Below are 17,263 nucleotides of genomic sequence, written 5' to 3' on the forward strand. Positions count from 1 at the left end.
GGGTCTCTCGCTCTGGTTCGTCAGCGCCCGTTGCGGCTGTCGTACTTCTCGTACGCGTCGACAATACGGCCGACCAGCTTGTGCCGTACGACGTCGTGGGACGTGAGGTGGGAGAAGTGGACGTCCGGGACGCCGTCGAGGATGTCCTGGACCTGCCGCAGGCCGCTCCTGGTGCCGTTCGGCAGGTCGACCTGGGTCACGTCACCGGTGATGACGATCTTCGAGTCGAAGCCGAGCCGGGTCAGGAACATCTTCATCTGCTCGGGGTTCGTGTTCTGCGCCTCGTCGAGGATGATGAACGCGTCGTTGAGCGTACGGCCGCGCATGTACGCCAGCGGGGCGACCTCGATCGTGCCCGCCGCCATCAGGCGGGGGATGGAGTCGGGGTCGAGCATGTCGTGCAGCGCGTCGTACAGCGGCCGCAGGTACGGGTCGATCTTCTCGTAGAGCGTGCCCGGCAGGAAGCCGAGCCGCTCGCCCGCCTCGACGGCGGGCCGGGTGAGGATGATCCGGTTGACCTGCTTGGACTGCAGGGCCTGGACCGCCTTCGCCATGGCGAGGTAGGTCTTGCCCGTGCCGGCCGGGCCGATGCCGAAGACGATCGTGTGCTTGTCGATCGCGTCGACGTACCGCTTCTGGTTGAGCGTCTTGGGGCGGATGGTGCGGCCGCGGCTGGAGAGGATGTTCTGGGTGAGGACCTCGGACGGCGTCTCGACGGCCGCTCCCCCGGTCTCCTCCTTGAGCATGGCGATCGAGCGTTCCACCGCGTCCTCCGTCATCGGCTGCCCCGTGCGCAGCACCAGCATCATCTCGTCGAACAGCCGCTGGATGAGGGCCACCTCGGCTGCCTCGCCCACCGCGCTGATCTCGTTGCCCCTGACGTGGATGTCGGCGCGGGGGAAGGCCCGCTCTATCACGCGGAGCAGGGAGTCGCCCGAGCCGAGCACGGTCACCATCGGATGCTTGGCGGGTACGGTGAAGTGGGCTCGTACCTGGTCTGTCGGTGTCTGAGTCATGGGCCGGCTCTGTGGCCTGCGCATACCTCCTGTTGCAGGGTTCTCGCCGCTCGACAACCTCTGCTGCCAGGGTACGGCGTTCGGGCGACAACCCCGAAGCGTTTTCGCTCAGCTCCCCGCCCGGCGCACGGTCTTGCCCCCCGGGGCGGCCTCGGGAGCATCCCTGGGGCGCGGCCTCGGGAGCGGCCGCTCAGGCGGAGCGGCCGAAGCCGATCGTCGGCACCGCGCGGCGCAGCGGCCACGGCCGGGTCGGCGCGGGCAGCAGCCGGTCGAGGAAGGCGTACCGGCGCAGCGCGGCCGGGTCCTGTCCGGAGCAGCCCCGCACGTACCCCCACCAGGCGGCGACCTCCACCCAGCCGGGCGCGGAGAGCGAGCCGCCGAACTCCTGCACGGACAACGCGGCGGTCAGCCCGGCGAAGGCCAGCCGGTCGGCGAGCGGCCACCCGGCGAGCGTGCCGGTGAGGAACCCGGCCACGAACACGTCCCCGGCGCCCGTCGGGTCCAGCGCGGCGACCTCGATGGCCGGCACCTCGGCGGTCTCCCCGGTGGCGGAGTCCACCGCGTACGCGCCCTGCGCGCCGAGCGTCACCACGGCGAGCGGCACCCGCTCGGCGAGGGCGCGGGCGGCGGCGCGCGGGCAGTCGGTGCGGGTGTAGCGCACGGCCTCCTCGGCGTTGGGCAGAAACGCCTCGCAGTGCTCCAGGCCGGGCAGCGCGGCCAGGTCCCAGCGGCCCGTCTCGTCCCAGCCCACGTCGGCGAAGACCCGCGTGCCGCGCCCGGCGGCCCCGGCCACCCACTCCTCGGCGCGGCCGGGTGCCAGGGAGGCCACGGCGGCCCGCGCGCGGGGCGGGCAGGCGGGGACGGAGCCCTCCGGCGGGGGCGCCTCGTGACCGTGCGACACCATCGTCCGCTCGCCCTCGTACGCCATGGACACCGTGACCGGGGAGTGCCAGCCGGGCACGGTGCGCGAGCGGCTCAGGTCGATGCCCTCCCCCTGTTCCAGCGCGTCCCAGCAGTACTCGCCGTAGTGGTCGTCGCCGAACGCGGCGGCCAGGGAGGTGCGCAGCCCCAGCCGGGCCAGGGCGGTCGCCATGTTGGCGACGCCGCCGGGGCTGGAGCCCATGCCGCGCGCCCAGGTCTCGGTGCCGCGCGCGGGTGCGCTGTCGAGGCCGGTGAAGACGATGTCGAGGAAGACCGTGCCGGTGAGGAAGACGTCGCACTCGGGGTCCGAGGGGGTGCGGAGGGTGCCCAGCGGGTCCACGCCCGCGGTGTGTCCGGTCCCGGGGCGCTGCGGGGCCCCGTGCGCGCCCCCGGAGCGCACGCCACCGGTGTGGTCGGCTCCGTGGTGCGGGGCCCCGGCGCGCGGGGCGCCCGGGCGGGGCGCTGCGGGGCCCCGGCTGCCGGCGGCTTCGGGGGCCCCGGGGGCGGCGTCGGGGCAGGGGGCGGGGACGGCGTCGGGTGTGGTCACGGCGGGCTCCCGGTCACGCGGTGCTGATCTGGCCAGTGTGCCGGATGGGGCCCGCCGGGGGCCGCGGTTCGGGAACTCCGGTCGCGGGAGCCGTGGTCAGGTGGCCGGGGCGCCGTCGTCAGGGGCCGGGGCGCCGTGGCCGGGGCGCCGGTGGGCCGGGGCGCCGGTGGGCCGGGGCGGCCCGGTCAGTCGAGGGGGTAGGCGTCCACCTCGGCGAGGTACCGGGCCCGCCGCTCCTCGTCGTCGTCGAGGAAGGCCGCCCGGAAGGAGTTCCGGGCCAGTCGCCGCAGGTCCTCGCCGGTGAGGGCGAGGGCGTCGCGCACGGCGCCGAGGTTGTCGCCGGCGTACCCGCCGAAGTAGGCCGGGTCGTCGGAGTTCACGGTGACCAGGAGCCCGGCGTCCATCATGGCCTTCAGCGGGTGGTCCGCCAGCGCGTCCACCGCGCGCAGCCGGACGTTGGACAGCGGGCACAGCGTGAGCGGCACCCCCTCCCGTACGAGCCGCTCGACCAGCTCCGGGTCCTCCAGCGCCCGCAGGCCGTGGTCGACCCGCTCGACCCCCAGGAGGTCCAGCGCCTCGCGGATGTACGACGGCGGGCCCTCCTCGCCGGCGTGGGCCACCCGGCGCAGGCCCAGCGCGGCGGCGGCCTCGTACACCTCGCGGAACTTGGCGGGCGGGTGCCCGACCTCGGCGGAGTCGAGGCCCACGCCGGTGATGCGGCTCAGGTACGGCCGGGCCTCCTCCAGGGTCGCCATCGCGGACTCGGCGGACTCGTCCCGCAGGAAGCACATGATCAGCCGCGTGGTGACGCCGTGCCGCTCCTCGGCGCCCTCCAGGGCCCGCGCCAGGCCCTCCACGACCGTGCCGAAGGGCACGCCGCGGGAGGTGTGGGCCTGCGGGTCGAAGAAGACCTCGGCGTGCCGCACGCCCTGCGCGGCGGCCCGCGCCAGGTAGGCGTCGGCGAGCTCGGCGAAGTCGTCCTCGGTGCGCAGCACGGCCATGAGCGCGTAGTACAGGTCGAGGAACGACTGGAGGTCCTCGAAGCGGTAGGCGCGGCGCAGCGCGTCGGTGTCGGCGTAGGGCAGGTCGACGCCGTTGCGGGCGGCGAGGGCGAAGGCCAGCTCCGGTTCGAGGGTGCCCTCGATGTGGAGGTGCAGCTCGGCCTTGGGCAGGTGCTCGGGGAGGTGCGCGCGGGCGTCGTTCACCCGGGCGTCGTGCACGTGGGGGCGGTTCATGGGGGCGGTCGTTCCTAGGGGCGCTTGGGGAGGGGCACGCGGACGAGGTCCTGGGCGATGGTCAGCTCGCCGTCGAACCCGGCGGCGCGGGCCTGCCGCTCGAAGGCGGACGGGTCGCCGTAGCGCTGGGAGAAGTGGGTGAGGACGAGGTGGCGCACGCGCGCGTCGCGGGCGACGGCGGCGGCCTGCCCCGCGGTCAGGTGGCCGTGCTCGACGGCGAGCGAGGCGTCCTCGTCGAGGAACGTCGACTCGATGACGAGCATGTCGCACCCCTCGGCGAGCGCGTGGACGCCGTCGCAGAGGCGGGTGTCCATGACGAACGCGAAGCGCTGGCCCGGCCGTACCTCGCTGACGTCCTCCAGCCGCACCCCGCGCAGGGCGCCCTCGCGCTGGAGGAGGCCGACGTCGGGGCCCTTGATCCCGTGCGCGGCGAGCCGCTCGGGCAGCATGCGGCGCCCGTCGGGCTCGGTGAGCCGGTACCCGAACGACTCGACGGGGTGCGACAGGCGGCGGGCCTCCAGGGTGTAGCCGGGGGTCTGCGCGACGGGTCCGTCGGCGGCCACGGGGACCTCCACGATGTCGGCCCGCTCGCGGTAGGCGGTGGCGTACCGCAGCCGCTCGAAGAACCGCTGCCCGGACGCCGGGTAGTGGGCGGCGACGGGGTGCGGGACCTGGTCGAGGTTGATGCGCTGGATGACCCCCGCCAGGCCCAGGGAGTGGTCGCCGTGGAAGTGGGTGACGCAGATCCGGTCGATGTCGTGCGCGGCGACCCCGGCCCGCAGCATCTGCCGCTGGGTGCCCTCGCCCGGGTCGAAGAGGATGCCCTCGCCGTCCCAGCGGAGCAGGTAGCCGTTGTGGTTGCGGTGGCGTGTGGGCACCTGGCTGGCGGTGCCCAGCACGACGAGTTCCCGTACGGACACGTGGGCTACCCGGGGGGCCATTCGAGACCGCGCCCGCCGAGGACGTGGGCGTGGGCGTGGAAGACGGTCTGGCCGGCGCCGGCGCCCGTGTTGAACACGATCCGGTAGCCGGTGCCGTCGGTCTTCTCCTGCTCGGCGACCGCGCCGGCCTCGCGCAGCACGTCGGCGGCGGCCTCCGGCGCGGCGGCGGCGAGCGCGGCGGCGTCCGCGTGGTGCGCCTTCGGGATGACCAGCACGTGGACGGGCGCCTGGGGGTTTATGTCGCGGAACGCGAGGGTGGTCTCCGACTCGCGGACGACCGTCGCGGGCACCTCCCCCGAAACGATCTTGCAGAACAGGCAGTCGCTGCGCGGCTCTCCGGCCATGCTGGCGGCCCTCTCTCCTCGGACGGCAGATACGTCCGTACCCTATCGCCGCCCCGTGCCCGGCCGGGGACGGCCGGGGACAGCCGGGGACGGCCAGGGACGGCCGAGTGGTCCGCCCGCGGGGGGGGGCGCGCCGAGCGCAACGCGCGCCGCGGGAGGACGCCGGGGGACGCCGGGCGGGCGTCGGGGGGACGCCGGGCGGGCGTCGGGGGGGGGGACGCCGGGCGGGCGTCGGGGGGGGGGGACGCCGGGCGGGCGTCGGGGAGGACGCCGGGAGGAGGCGCCGGGCGGGCCCGTCCCGGAGCGCGCGGGGTGCCCCGGCGGGACGGCCGGGTGGTCAGCCGGCGGCCGGGGAGGCCGGGCGGGTCAGGACCAGCGGCCGGTGCGGCCGAGGAGGAGCGCGGTCGCCGCCGTGCCGGCCGTGGAGGTCCGCAGGACGCTGCGCCCCAGCCGGTACGGCCTGGCCCCGGCCGCCGCGAACGCGGCCAGCTCGTCCGGGGCCACCCCGCCCTCGGGGCCGACGACCAGCACGATCCGGCCGCCCGCCGGCAGCGGCGCGGTGGCGAGCGGCTCGGCGCCCTCCTCGTGCAGGACGGCCGCGAAGTCGGCCTCGGCCAGCATCCGGACCACCTGCGCGGTGGTCGCGGCGTCCGCGACCTCGGGGAAGCGGAGCCTGCGGGACTGCTTGCCCGCCTCGCGCGCGGTGGCCCGCCACTTGGCCAGGGACTTCGCGCCCCGGTCGCCGCGCCACTGGGTGATGCACCGGGCGGCCTGCCAGGGCACGACCGCGTCGACCCCGGTCTCGGTCATCGTCTCGACGGCCAGTTCGCCCCGGTCGCCCTTGGGCAGGGCCTGCACGACCGTGATGCGGGGCGCGGGCGCGGCCTCGTCCCGCACCTCGGCCACGGCCACGTCGAGGCGGTCCCTGCCCTCCACGGCGGCGACCGTGCCGTACGCGCCGCGCCCGGCGCCGTCCGTGAGGACGACCTCCTCGCCGACGCGCAGGCGGCGCACCGACACCGCGTGCCGCCCCTCCGGTCCGTCGAGGGTGAGCACCGCGCCGGGCGCGGCGGCCGTCAGGTCGTCGGCGACGAAGACGGGGGCGGTCATGAGGCACCTTCCACGGCCAGCGCGGAGACGGCCGACCGGAGTTCGCAGTGGAGTACGTCGACGAGCTGCCCGGCGGGCAGTTCGCGGGCCAGCCGGTGGCCCTGCCCGGCCCACAGGGCCATGCCCTGCGGGTCCTGGGCGCGTGCGGCGGCCTTGCGCAGCCCGCTGGTCAGGTGGTGCACCTCGGGGTAGGCGGCCGGGGCGTACGGCCCGTGCTCCCGCACGAAGCGGTTGACCAGGCCGCGGGCGGGGCGGCCGGAGAACGCGCGGGTCAGCTCGGTGTGGGTGAACAGCGGATCGGTGACGGCCCGCTTGTGCAGCGGGTCGGCGCCGGACTCGGGGCACACCAGGAAGGCGGTGCCGAGCTGGGCGGCCTCCGCGCCCGCCGCGAGGACGGCGGCGATCTGGGCGCCGCGCATCAGGCCGCCGGCGGCGAGCATCGGCAGCCGCACCGCCTCGCGGATCCTGGTGATCAGCGTCAGCAGGCCGGTGCCGCACGTCCCGGCCTCCGGGTCGTCCCGGTGGGTGCCCTGGTGGCCGCCCGCCTCGACGCCCTGGACGCACACGGCGTCGGCGCCCGCGCGCTGCGCCGCGCGCGCCTCGTCGGCGCTGGTGACGGTGACGACCGTGCGGGTGCCCGCGCGCGCGAGGGCGGCCACCGTCTCGGGCGCGGGGCAGCCGAAGGTGAACGACACGACCGGTACGGGGTCGTCGAGGAGGATCGCCAGCTTGGCGTCGTAGCCGTCGTCCCGGCCGCGGTCCGGGTCGCCGAGCGGCGTGTCGTACCAGGTGGCCTCACCGGCGAGCTGCTGGCGGTACAGGTCGACGGCGGCGGCGTCCGCCTGGCCCGGCTGCGGCATGAAGAGGTTGACGCCGAAGGGGCGGGCGGTGAGCCCCCGGACCCGCTGCACCTCCTGGTACATGCCGTCGGCCGTCTTGTACCCGGCCGCCAGGAACCCGAGGCCGCCCGCCTCGGACACGGCGGCGACGAGCTCCGGGCAGGAGGCGCCGCCGGCCATGGGCGCCTGCACGATCGGGTACCGGCAGAGATCGGTCAGCGCGGAGGACATGGACGCATGGTGTCACGCCCCCGCGCCCCCATCGAATCCGCGCCGCGAAGCCCCGGGCGGGGTACGGGCGGGGCACCCGCGGGGGCTTCGGAGCGGCCCGCGGTGGACGGCCCGGACCACGGGGCGCCCCCCGTACGGGCGGGTGCCCCTGGCCGGTGCGGACGCTGCCGGCGCCGCGGCCGCGCGGCCGGGGCGGGTGCCGGCCGTACGGCGCGCAGGGCGGAGCCGTACGGCCGGGGCGGTCCGGGCGGGGGCCGTACGGCCGGGGCGGCCTGGGCGGGGCCGCGCGGTCGGGGCGGGCGCGCGTCGGCCCCGGCCTCGGGGGCCGGGGCCGACGGGGCGGCGGTACCGCTAGCGGCCGTTGAAGGCGTCCTTCAGGCGCGAGAACAGGCCCTGCTGGCCCGGCGCGAACTGGCCCAGCGGCCGCTCCTCGCCGCGCAGCTCCGCCAGTTCCCGCAGCAGGCGCTCCTGCTCGGCGTCCAGCTTGGTGGGCGTCTGGACCTCGACGTGCACGACGAGGTCGCCGCGCCCGCCACCGCGCAGGTGCGTGACGCCCCGCCCGTGCAACGGGATCGACTGGCCCGACTGCGTGCCCGGACGGATGTCGACCTCCTCCAGGCCGTCGAGCGTCTCCAGCGGCACCTTCGTGCCGAGCGCGCCCGCCGTCATCGGGATGGTCACCGTGCAGTGCAGGTCGTCGCCGCGCCGCTGGAAGACCGGGTGCGGCAGCTCGTGGATCTCCACGTACAGGTCGCCCGCCGGGCCGCCGCCGGGGCCGACCTCGCCCTCGCCGGCGAGCTGGATGCGCGTGCCGTTGTCCACACCGGCCGGGATCTTGACCGTGAGCGTCCGCCGGGAGCGCACCCGGCCGTCGCCCGCGCACTCCGGGCACGGCGTCGGCACGACCGTGCCGAAGCCCTGGCACTGCGGGCACGGGCGGGACGTCATGACCTGGCCCAGGAAGGACCGCGTCACCTGCGAGACCTCACCGCGCCCGCGGCACATGTCGCAGGTCTGCGCCGACGTGCCGGGCGCCGCGCCCTCGCCGGAGCACGTGGTGCACACGACGGCCGTGTCGACCTGGATCTCCTTCGTCGTGCCGAACGCGGCCTCGTCGAGCTCGATCTCCAGCCGGATCATGGCGTCCTGGCCGCGGCGGGTGCGCGACCGGGGGCCGCGCTGGGACGCCGTACCGAAGAAGGCGTCCATGATGTCGGAGAAGTTGCCGAAGCCGCCCGCGCCGAAGCCCGCGCCCGCGCCGGCCCCGCCGGACGAGGACATCGGGTCGCCGCCGAGGTCGTAGACCTGCTTCTTCTGCGGGTCCGACAGCACCTCGTAGGCGGCGTTGATCTCCTTGAACCGCTCCTGCGTCTTCGGATCGGGGTTGACGTCCGGGTGCAGCTCGCGGGCGAGCCTCCGGAACGCCTTCTTGATCTCGTCCTGGGACGCGTCGCGGCGCACGCCGAGTACGGCGTAGTAGTCCGTGGCCACTTACGACTCCGCCAGGATCTGTCCGACGTAACGTGCCACTGCGCGTACCGCTCCCATCGTTCCGGGGTAGTCCATGCGGGTCGGTCCGACCACGCCGAGTTTGGCGACCGCCTCGTCGCCCGAACCGTAGCCGACCGCGACGACCGACGTGGAATTGAGCCCCTCGTGGGCGTTCTCGTGGCCGATGCGCACGGTCATGGCGGGGTCCGTCGCCTCGCCGAGCAGCTTGAGGAGCACGACCTGCTCCTCCAGCGCCTCCAGCACCGGCCGGATGGTGAGCGGGAAGTCGTGCCCGAAGCGCGTGAGGTTGGCGGTGCCGCCGATCACGAGGCGCTCCTCGGTCTCCTCCACCAGCGTCTCCAGCAGCGTGGAGAGCACCGTGGAGACCGTCCCGCGGTCCTCCGGCTCGAAGGACTCGGGGAGGTCCTGCACCAGCCTGGGCACGTCGGCGAACCGCCGCCCCACGACCTGGCTGTTCAGCCGGGCGCGCAGGTCGGCGACGGACGTCTCGCCGAACGGGGCGGGGCAGTCGACCATCCGCTGCTCCACCCGCCCGGTGTCCGTGATCAGGACGAGCATCAGCCGGGCCGGGGCCAGCGACAGCAGCTCCACGTGGCGCACCGTGGACCGGGTCAGCGAGGGGTACTGCACCACCGCGACCTGGCGGGTGAGCTGGGCGAGCAGCCGGACCGTGCGGCCCACGACGTCGTCCAGGTCGACCGCGCCCTCCAGGAAGTTCTGGATGGCCCGGCGCTCCGGCGGCGACAGCGGCTTGACTCCGGCGAGCTTGTCGACGAAGAGGCGGTAGCCCTTGTCCGTGGGGATGCGTCCGGCGCTGGTGTGGGGCTGGGCGATGAAGCCCTCCTCCTCCAGCACCGCCATGTCGTTGCGGACGGTGGCCGGTGACACGCCGAGCTTGTGGCGCTCGGTGAGCGCCTTGGAGCCGACGGGCTCCTCGGTGCCGACGTAGTCCTGGACGATGGCGCGCAGGACCTCGAGTCTGCGTTCACTGAGCACGGCGCGCACCTCCAGTTCGTTCCGGTCCTGCTCCGGTCGGCTGACGTCTGCTGGCACTCACCGTGTCCGAGTGCCAATCATCCCCGCCGCCAGTGTACGGCGCCGGGGTCGATGCCTGGCAAGGGCGGCGTGGCGAGCGCGACGGCGAGCGGGGCCGCTCACCTGCCGTGCGGTGCCGGAAGCCACCTGCCGTGCGGTGCCGGAAGCGCGGTGCTGCCGGGCGCGCGGCGGCGTGCGGCCGGGCGCCACCGGGCGCGCGGCGGCGGTGGCCGGTCCCGTGGCGGGACGGGTGGCCGGTCCGCTCGCCCCACGCGGCGGCGGTGGTCGGCCCGCTCGCCGGGCGCGGCGGGCGGGTGCTTGCCGATAGCGTCGCGGTATGGACGTCGCTTGGGAAGAGTACGGGTGGGAGCGGCTCGCCCCCGGAGTGGGGCGCAGGAGGCTCCCCGGCTGGGACGCGACCGTCGGCCTGGTGGTGGGCGAGGACGCCGCGCTGCTGTTCGACGCGGGTTCCACGCTGCGGGAGGGGGCCGGGATCCGGGCCCAGACGCGGGGGCTGCTGGGCGGCCGGCGCGTGACGCACATCGCACTGAGCCATCCGCACTTCGACCACGTGCTGGGGGCGGCGGCCTTCTCGGGCGCGCAGGTGTTCGGCGCGGTCGGGCTGGACGAGGTGCTGGTGCGCGAGCGGGAGGAGCTGCGGGCGGACGCCGTGCGGTGGGGCGTCCCCGAGGACGAGGCGGGCGAGGCCGCGGACGTCCTGGTGCGCCCGCACCACCTGGTGTGCGCGGAGTGGACGCTCGACCTGGGCGGCCGGCAGGTGATGCTGGCCGACGCCGGTCCCGGCCACACCGGCCACGACCTGGTGCTGCTGGTGCCGGGCGCGGCCGGGGACGCCCCGCCGGAGGTGGTGTTCTGCGGGGACCTGGTGGAGGAGTCGGGCGAGCCCCAGGCGGGGCCCGACGCGTTCCCGGCGCTGTGGCCGGCCGCGCTGGACCGGCTCCTGGCGCTGGGCGGCGAGGACGCGGCGTACGTGCCGGGGCACGGCGCGGTGGTGGACGCGGCGTTCGTCCGCGCCCAACGCGATGAGCTGGCCCGCCGGTTCGCCGTGTCGTAGCGTCTGGTCGCATGCGCGCCTACGACTCCGACCTGACCCCTCCGTGGAAGAAGCCGGCCGCCGTGCCGGAGGTGCCCGCCGAGCCGGACCTGGTGGTCGAGGAGGCCGGTACCGGGTTCTGCGGGGCGGTGGTGGGGTGCGAGGCCGGCGCGGTGACGCTGGAGGACCGGTTCGGCAAGCGCCGGGTCTTCCCGCTGGCGCCGCGCGGCTTCCTGCTGGAGGGCCGCCCGGTGACCCTGGTCCGGCCGACCGCCGCCAAGCCGGTGCGGCCGTCCCGTACGGCCTCCGGGTCGGTCGCCGTGCCGGGTGCGCGGGCGCGGGTCGCGCGGGCGGGGCGGATCTACGTGGAGGGGCGCCACGACGCGGAGCTGGTGGAGCGGGTGTGGGGCGACGACCTGCGGATCGAGGGCGTCGTCGTGGAGTACCTGGAGGGCGTCGACGACCTGCCCGCGGTCGTCCGGGACTTCCGCCCCGGCCCGGACGCCCGGCTCGGGGTGCTGGTGGACCACCTGGTGCAGGGGTCCAAGGAGGCCCGGATCGCCGCGTCGGTCACCGACCCGCACGTGCTGGTGGTGGGGCATCCGTACGTGGACGTGTGGCAGGCCGTGAAGCCGTCGGCGCTGGGCATCCCGGCGTGGCCGGCCGTGCCGCGCGGCCAGGACTGGAAGACCGGGGTGTGCCGGGCGCTGGGCTGGCCCGAGAACACCGGCGCGGCCTGGCGCCACATCCTGGGCCGGGTCCGCTCGTACCGGGACCTGGAGCCGGAGCTGCTGGGCCGGGTCGAGGAGCTGATCGACTGGGTGACGGCGCCGCCGTCGTAGCCGGGGCCCTCGTGTCCGGGCCGGTCGCCGTGGCCGGGGACCTCGTGTCCGGGCCCGCCGCCGTGGCCCGTCCCGCGTGCGACGGCCGGACGTCCGGCCGCGTCGCCGGGCCCCGGTGGCGGCCCCCTCAGTCGACCAGGTCGCGCACCACCGCGTCGGCGAGGAGCCGGCCGCGCAGGGTGAGGACGGCCCGGCCCCCGGCGTACGGGCCCTCCTCCAGCAGCCCGTCCGCCACCGCGCGCCCCGCCGCCGCCAGCCCCGCCGGGCGGAGCAGCGCCAGGGGCGCCCCGTCGCGCAGCCGCAGCTCCAGCAGGACGCGCTCGACGCGCCGGTCCTCCTCCGTCAGCACCTCCCGCCCCGCGCCGGGCGAGCGGCCCTCGGCGAGGGCGGCGGCGTAGGCGCCGGGGTGCTTGGCGTTCCACCACCGGACGCCGCCGACGTGGCTGTGCGCGCCGGGCCCGGCGCCCCACCAGTCGGCGCCGCGCCAGTACAGCTCGTTGTGGAGGCAGCGGGCCGCCTCCGAGGTGGCCCAGTTCGACACCTCGTACCAGGTGAACCCGGCCTCGGCCAGCACGGTGTCCGCGATCAGGTACCGGTCGGCGTGCGCGTCGTCGTCGGTCATCGGCACCTCGCCGCGCCGGATGCGCCGGGCCAGCCCGGTGCCCTCCTCGACGATCAGCGCGTACGCGGAGACGTGGTCGGGTCCGGCGCCGATCGCGGCGTCGAGGGAGGCCCGCCAGTCGTCGTCGCTCTCGCCGGGGGTGCCGTAGATCAGGTCGAGGTTGACGTGCTCGAACCCGGCGGCGCGGGCCTCGGCGACGCAGCGCTCGGGGCGGCCGGGCGTGTGGGTGCGGTCGAGGACCTTCAGGACGTGCGGGCGGGCGCTCTGCATGCCGAAGGAGATCCGGTTGAAACCGCCCTCGCGCAGCTCGGCCAGGTAGGCCGGGTCGACGGACTCCGGGTTGGCCTCCGTGGTGACCTCGGCGTCCTCGGCGAGGCCGAACTCGTCGCGCACGGCGCCGAGCATGCGGACCAGGTCGCCGGCGGCGAGCAGCGTGGGCGTGCCGCCGCCGACGAAGACGGTCCGCACCGGCCGCGGGTCGTCGCCGAGGACCTTGCGGGCGAGCCGGACCTCGTCGGCGAGGGTCGCCGCGTAGTTGTCGCGGGAGGCGAGGACGCCGCCGGAGCCGCGCAGCTCGGTGGCGGTGTACGTGTTGAAGTCGCAGTAGCCGCAGCGGGTCGCGCAGTACGGCACGTGCAGGTAGAACCCGAGCGGCCGGTCCGCGCGCCCGTCGAGGGCGGACGGGGGCAGGGCCCCGTCCTCGGGCACGGGCTCACCATCGGGCAGTACGGAAGGCATGGGGTCCATTGTCCGTCACCGCCGCCGGTGCGCGGCGCGGCGGCGGTGACGGGCGGGCGGCGGTCGGCGGGCGGGGCGACGGGCCAGGCGACCGGCCGGGCGCCGGGGTGACGGCGGGCGCCCCCGGCCGGGCGCGCCATGCCTGGCGGGCGCCCCTCGGACGGGGACTCCGGCTCGGGCCTGGCGGACGCCCCTCGGGCGGCACTCCGGCTCAGGCCTCGCGGGCGCCCTCGTACATCTCCTCGATGAGGTGCTGGTACTCCCGCTCCACCACGGGCCGCTTCAGCTTGAGGCTCGGCGTCAGCTCGCCGTGCTCCACGTCGAGGTCGCGCGGCAGCAACCGGAACTTCTTGATCGTCTGCCACCGCTGCAGGCCCGCGTTGAGCCGGTCCACGTACCCCTGGACCATCCCCTGGACCTGCGGCGTCGCCACCAGCTCGGCGTACGGCAGGCCGCCGATGCCCTGCTCCTGCGCCCAGCCCTGCAGCGCCGCCTCGTCGAGCGCGATGAGCGCGGTGCAGTAGTTCCGGTCGGCGCCCAGGACGACGATGTTGGAGACGAACGGGCACAGCGCCTTGAAGTGGCCCTCGATCTCGGTCGGCGCGATGTACTTGCCGCCCGACGTCTTGAACAGGTCCTTCTTCCGGTCGGTGATCCGCAGGTACCCGTCCGGGGACAGCTCGCCGATGTCGCCGGTGTGGAACCAGCCGTCCGGCTCCAGCACCTCGGCCGTCTTGTCGGGCAGCTTGTGGTAGCCCTGCATGATGCCGGGGCCGCGCAGCAGCACCTCGCCGTCGTCGGCGATGCGCACCTCGCAGCCGGGCAGCGGCTTGCCGACCGTGCCGGTGCGGTAGGCCTCGCCCGGGTTCACGAAGGACGCGGCGGAGGACTCCGTCAGGCCGTATCCCTCGAGGATGTGGATGCCGGCGCCGGAGAAGAAGTAGCCGATCTCCGGGGCGAGCGCGACCGAGCCGGAGACCGCGGCGCGCAGCCGCCCGCCGAAGGCGGCGCGGAGCTTGGAGTAGACGAGGACGTCGGCGACCTTGTGCTTCGCGGTGAGGCCGAGCGGCGCCTTGGCCTGACCGGTGCGGCGGAAGCTGTCCTGGGTGGCCTTGGCGTAGTCGCGGGCGACTCCGGCGGCCCACTGGAAGATCTTGTACTTGGCCGGGCCGCCGGCCCGCGCCTTGTTGGCGACGCCGTTGTAGACCTTCTCGAAGATCCGCGGCACGGCGGCCATGTAGGTCGGCTGGACGACCGGCAGGTTCTCGATGATCTTGTCGACGCGGCCGTCGACGGCGGTGACGTGGCCGACCTCGATCTGGCCGGAGGTCAGGACCTTGCCGAAGACGTGGGCGAGCGGCAGCCACAGGTACTGCACGTCGTCCTCGCGGACCAGGCCGGTCGCCGCGATGGCCTTCGCCATGTACGACCAGTTGTCGTGCGGGAGGCGCACGCCCTTGGGGCGGCCGGTGGTCCCGGAGGTGTAGATCAGCGTGGCGAGCTGGTCGGCGGTGATGGCGCCGACCCGCTCGCGGACCGCCTCGGGGTGCTTCTCCAGGTAGGCCCGGCCCCGCTTCTCCAGGTCCTCCAGGGACAGCACCCAGCCCTCCGGGTCGCCCTCGGCGGGCGCGGCGGCGGCGGAGTCGACGACCACGACGTGGCGCAGCTGCGGCAGCTCGGCGCGGCGCTCGCGGGCCTTCGCCAGCTGGACGGCGTCCTCGGCGATCAGTACGCGGCTCTCGGAGTCGGAGAGGATGAACGCGGACTCCTCCGCGTTGGTCTGCGGGTAGATCGTCGTCGTGGCGGCGCCGGCGCACATGACGCCCAGGTCGCTCAGGATCCACTCGACGCGCGTGGCGGAGGCGAGGGCCACCCGCTCCTCGGGCTCCACGCCGAGGTCCACGAGCCCGGCGGCGATCGCGTAGACCCGGTCGGCGGCCTGGGCCCAGCTCAGGGACTTCCAGTCGTCCGGCCCCTGACCGGTGGAGGACGGCACCGGGTAGCGGTACGCCTCCGCGTCCGGGGTCTTCGCCACCCGCTCGAAGAGAAGGCTCGCCACCGTGGGCGGGCGGTTCTCGATCTGGGTCTGTGTGTCGCTCACGGCGTCCTCCGGCGGGCCTGGCAGATGCCGCACGCGGGCGTGCGGGCACTTCACTGCTGCGGGAAAAGCGGGTCAACGGCTGGTCTGTTTAACTCGCGAGTAACCACCGAGCGGGATCAGGGTAGAGCGCCGCCGTCCGCTGCGTAAGGGGCTGTGAAGGCGTGCTTCATACCCGGTTCATAACGAATGCGGGCGCCGGCGAAGACGGCGGGCGCCCGTCCGGCATCCGGACGGGCGCCCCCGTGCAGCGGACCACCGGGGGCGGGACCCGAAGGCCCCGGCCCCTCCGGCGGTCCTACTTCTTGCCCTTGCCCGCCGACTCGTCGCTGGACAGCACCGCGATGAAGGCCTCCTGCGGGACCTCCACGGAGCCGACCATCTTCATCCGCTTCTTGCCTTCCTTCTGCTTCTCCAGCAGCTTCCGCTTACGGGAGATGTCACCGCCGTAGCACTTGGCGAGGACGTCCTTGCGGATGGCGCGGATCGTCTCGCGGGCGATCACCCGGGAGCCGATGGCGGCCTGGATCGGCACCTCGAACGCCTGCCGCGGGATGAGCTCGCGCAGCTTGGCGACGAGCCGCACGCCGTACGCGTACGCCGCGTCCTTGTGGGTGATGGCGGAAAAGGCGTCCACCTTGTCGCCGTGCAGCAGGATGTCGACCTTGACCAGAGAGCTGCTCTGCTCCCCGGTCGGCTCGTAGTCGAGCGACGCGTAGCCGCGCGTCTTGGACTTGAGCTGGTCGAAGAAGTCGAAGACGATCTCCGCGAGCGGCAGCGTGTAGCGGATCTCGACCCGGTCCTCGGACAGGTAGTCCATGCCGAGCAGGGTGCCGCGGCGGTTCTGGCAGAGCTCCATGATCGAGCCGATGAACTCGGACGGCGCGAGGATCGTGGCGCGCACGACCGGCTCGTACACCTCGCTGATCTTGCCCTCGGGGAACTCGCTCGGGTTGGTGACGACGTGCTCGGTGCCGTCCTCCATGATGACCCGGTAGACCACGTTCGGCGCCGTGGCGATCAGGTCCAGGCCGAACTCGCGCTCCAGGCGCTCGCGGATCACGTCCAGGTGGAGCAGGCCGAGGAAGCCCACGCGGAAGCCGAAGCCGAGGGCCGCGGAGGTCTCCGGCTCGTACACCAGGGCGGCGTCGTTGAGCTGGAGCTTGTCGAGGGCGTCGCGCAGCTCCGGGTAGTCCGAGCCGTCCAGCGGGTAGAGGCCGGAGAACACCATCGGCTTGGGGTCCTTGTAGCCGCCGAGGGCCTCCGTGGCGCCCTTGGCCTGGCTGGTGATCGTGTCACCGACCTTCGACTGGCGGACGTCCTTCACACCGGTGATCAGGTAGCCCACCTCGCCCACGCCGAGGCCGTCGGCGGCGAGCATCTCCGGGGAGTTGGTGCCGATCTCCAGCAGCTCGTGGGTGGCGCCCGTCGACATCATGCGGATGCGCTCGCGCTTGTTGAGCTGGCCGTCGACGACCCTGACGTAGGTGACGACACCGCGGTACGAGTCGTAGACCGAGTCGAAGATCATCGCGCGGGCCGGGGCGTCGGCCACGCCGACCGGCCCGGGGACGTCCTTGACGACGCGGTCGAGGAGCGCCTCCACGCCGATGCCGGTCTTCGCCGAGACGCGCATCACGTCGTCGGGCTCGCAGCCGACCAGGTTCGCCAGCTCCTCGGCGAACTTCTCCGGCTGGGCCGCCGGGAGGTCGATCTTGTTGAGCACGGGCACGATGGTGAGGTCGTTCTCCATCGCCAGGTACAGGTTGGCGAGCGTCTGCGCCTCGATGCCCTGGGCGGCGTCGACCAGGAGGATCGTGCCCTCGCAGGCGGCCAGGGACCGCGACACCTCGTACGTGAAGTCCACGTGGCCCGGGGTGTCGATCATGTTGAGGATGTGCGTCCTGCCCTGCAGCTCGCCCTCGGTGGGCGCCCAGGGCAGACGGACGGCCTGGGACTTGATGGTGATGCCGCGCTCGCGCTCGATGTCCATGCGGTCGAGATACTGAGCGCGCATCTGCCGCTGCTCGACCACACCGGTCAGCTGGAGCATCCGGTCGGCAAGGGTCGACTTGCCGTGGTCGATGTGCGCGATGATGCAGAAGTTGCGGATCAGTGCCGGGTCGGTACGGCTCGGCTCGGGCACGTGGGTAGGGGTCGCGGGCACGCAGGGTCCTG

General features: G+C 74.6%; 14 protein-coding genes. 2 read left to right on the forward strand and 12 right to left on the reverse strand.

Annotated features, from left to right (window positions below):
* Positions 1 to 20 precede the first annotated feature (20 nt).
* The 9 genes from CP974_RS09075 to hrcA form a co-directional block, all read right to left on the reverse strand.
* A complete protein-coding gene (locus tag CP974_RS09075; protein ID WP_078915298.1) occupies positions 21 to 1,016 on the reverse strand; it encodes a PhoH family protein in 996 nt (331 codons plus the stop codon).
* A gap of 190 nt (positions 1,017 to 1,206) precedes the next feature.
* The gene (locus tag CP974_RS09080; RefSeq protein ID WP_051838861.1) at positions 1,207 to 2,337 is read right to left on the reverse strand and encodes a PfkB family carbohydrate kinase; all 1,131 of its coding nucleotides are present in this window, start codon (positions 2,335 to 2,337) and stop codon (positions 1,207 to 1,209) included.
* A 332-nt stretch (positions 2,338 to 2,669) separates the two neighbouring features.
* Complete coding sequence (locus CP974_RS09085) at positions 2,670 to 3,719, reverse strand: adenosine deaminase (RefSeq protein ID WP_051838858.1); 1,050 nt, start codon at positions 3,717 to 3,719, stop codon at positions 2,670 to 2,672.
* 14 nt (positions 3,720 to 3,733) lie between these two features.
* Positions 3,734 to 4,639 carry a ribonuclease Z gene (locus CP974_RS09090; RefSeq protein WP_031128269.1) on the reverse strand — a complete coding sequence of 302 codons (906 nt, stop codon included), beginning with the start codon at positions 4,637 to 4,639 and terminating at the stop codon, positions 3,734 to 3,736.
* Between the two features lie 5 nt (positions 4,640 to 4,644).
* Positions 4,645 to 5,004 (reverse strand): histidine triad nucleotide-binding protein, encoded by a 360-nt coding sequence (locus tag CP974_RS09095; RefSeq protein ID WP_031128267.1) that lies wholly within the window; start codon positions 5,002 to 5,004, stop codon positions 4,645 to 4,647.
* Between the two features lie 366 nt (positions 5,005 to 5,370).
* Positions 5,371 to 6,114, reverse strand: a complete 744-nt coding sequence (locus CP974_RS09105) for a 16S rRNA (uracil(1498)-N(3))-methyltransferase (RefSeq protein ID WP_031128266.1) — start codon at positions 6,112 to 6,114, stop codon at positions 5,371 to 5,373.
* Complete coding sequence (locus tag CP974_RS09110; protein WP_031128264.1) at positions 6,111 to 7,184, reverse strand: nitronate monooxygenase; 1,074 nt, start codon at positions 7,182 to 7,184, stop codon at positions 6,111 to 6,113. Before CP974_RS09110 ends, CP974_RS09105 begins: the two co-directional genes overlap by 4 nt.
* A gap of 351 nt (positions 7,185 to 7,535) precedes the next feature.
* Positions 7,536 to 8,675, reverse strand: a complete 1,140-nt coding sequence (gene dnaJ / locus CP974_RS09115) for a molecular chaperone DnaJ (protein WP_031128263.1) — start codon at positions 8,673 to 8,675, stop codon at positions 7,536 to 7,538.
* Complete coding sequence (gene hrcA, locus CP974_RS09120; protein WP_069979618.1) at positions 8,676 to 9,692, reverse strand: heat-inducible transcriptional repressor HrcA; 1,017 nt, start codon at positions 9,690 to 9,692, stop codon at positions 8,676 to 8,678.
* A gap of 376 nt (positions 9,693 to 10,068) precedes the next feature.
* On the opposite strand from hrcA, the gene CP974_RS09125 reads away from it, so the two are divergent.
* Entirely contained in the window at positions 10,069 to 10,806 is a 738-nt protein-coding gene (locus CP974_RS09125; protein ID WP_031128261.1) for an MBL fold metallo-hydrolase, read from the forward strand.
* An 11-nt stretch (positions 10,807 to 10,817) separates the two neighbouring features.
* Positions 10,818 to 11,627 carry a DUF3097 domain-containing protein gene (locus CP974_RS09130; protein WP_031128259.1) on the forward strand — a complete coding sequence of 270 codons (810 nt, stop codon included), beginning with the start codon at positions 10,818 to 10,820 and terminating at the stop codon, positions 11,625 to 11,627.
* A 127-nt stretch (positions 11,628 to 11,754) separates the two neighbouring features.
* Here the strand turns inward: CP974_RS09130 and hemW are convergent, their stop codons facing one another.
* The 3 genes from hemW to lepA all read right to left on the reverse strand — a co-directional run bounded on the left by hemW (position 11,755) and on the right by lepA (position 17,252).
* Positions 11,755 to 12,987: a radical SAM family heme chaperone HemW gene (gene hemW / locus CP974_RS09135; protein ID WP_031128257.1), complete on the reverse strand. Its 1,233-nt coding sequence runs from the start codon at positions 12,985 to 12,987 to the stop codon at positions 11,755 to 11,757.
* 211 nt (positions 12,988 to 13,198) lie between these two features.
* On the reverse strand, positions 13,199 to 15,088 hold the full coding sequence (locus CP974_RS09140) for an AMP-dependent synthetase/ligase (RefSeq protein ID WP_031128256.1): 1,890 nt from the start codon (positions 15,086 to 15,088) through the stop codon (positions 13,199 to 13,201).
* 295 nt (positions 15,089 to 15,383) lie between these two features.
* A complete protein-coding gene (lepA, locus tag CP974_RS09145) occupies positions 15,384 to 17,252 on the reverse strand; it encodes a translation elongation factor 4 (RefSeq protein ID WP_031128255.1) in 1,869 nt (622 codons plus the stop codon).
* Positions 17,253 to 17,263 lie beyond the last annotated feature (11 nt).

It is taken from the genome of Streptomyces fradiae ATCC 10745 = DSM 40063, from assembly GCF_008704425.1.
Taxonomy (GTDB): Bacteria; Actinomycetota; Actinomycetes; order Streptomycetales; family Streptomycetaceae; genus Streptomyces; species Streptomyces fradiae.

Bases quoted from the DNA above. Each gene is read 5' to 3' on its own strand.
- CP974_RS09075 (WP_078915298.1), bottom strand. From the start codon at position 1,016: ATGACTCAGACACCGACAGACCAGGTACGAGCCCACTTCACCGTACCC.
- hemW (WP_031128257.1), bottom strand. From the start codon at position 12,987: ATGCCTTCCGTACTGCCCGATGGTGAGCCCGTGCCCGAGGACGGGGCC.
- CP974_RS09125 (WP_031128261.1), top strand. From the start codon at position 10,069: ATGGACGTCGCTTGGGAAGAGTACGGGTGGGAGCGGCTCGCCCCCGGA.
- CP974_RS09130 (WP_031128259.1), top strand. From the start codon at position 10,818: ATGCGCGCCTACGACTCCGACCTGACCCCTCCGTGGAAGAAGCCGGCC.
- CP974_RS09095 (WP_031128267.1), bottom strand. From the start codon at position 5,004: ATGGCCGGAGAGCCGCGCAGCGACTGCCTGTTCTGCAAGATCGTTTCG.
- CP974_RS09085 (WP_051838858.1), bottom strand. From the start codon at position 3,719: ATGAACCGCCCCCACGTGCACGACGCCCGGGTGAACGACGCCCGCGCG.
- CP974_RS09105 (WP_031128266.1), bottom strand. From the start codon at position 6,114: ATGACCGCCCCCGTCTTCGTCGCCGACGACCTGACGGCCGCCGCGCCC.
- CP974_RS09110 (WP_031128264.1), bottom strand. From the start codon at position 7,184: ATGTCCTCCGCGCTGACCGATCTCTGCCGGTACCCGATCGTGCAGGCG.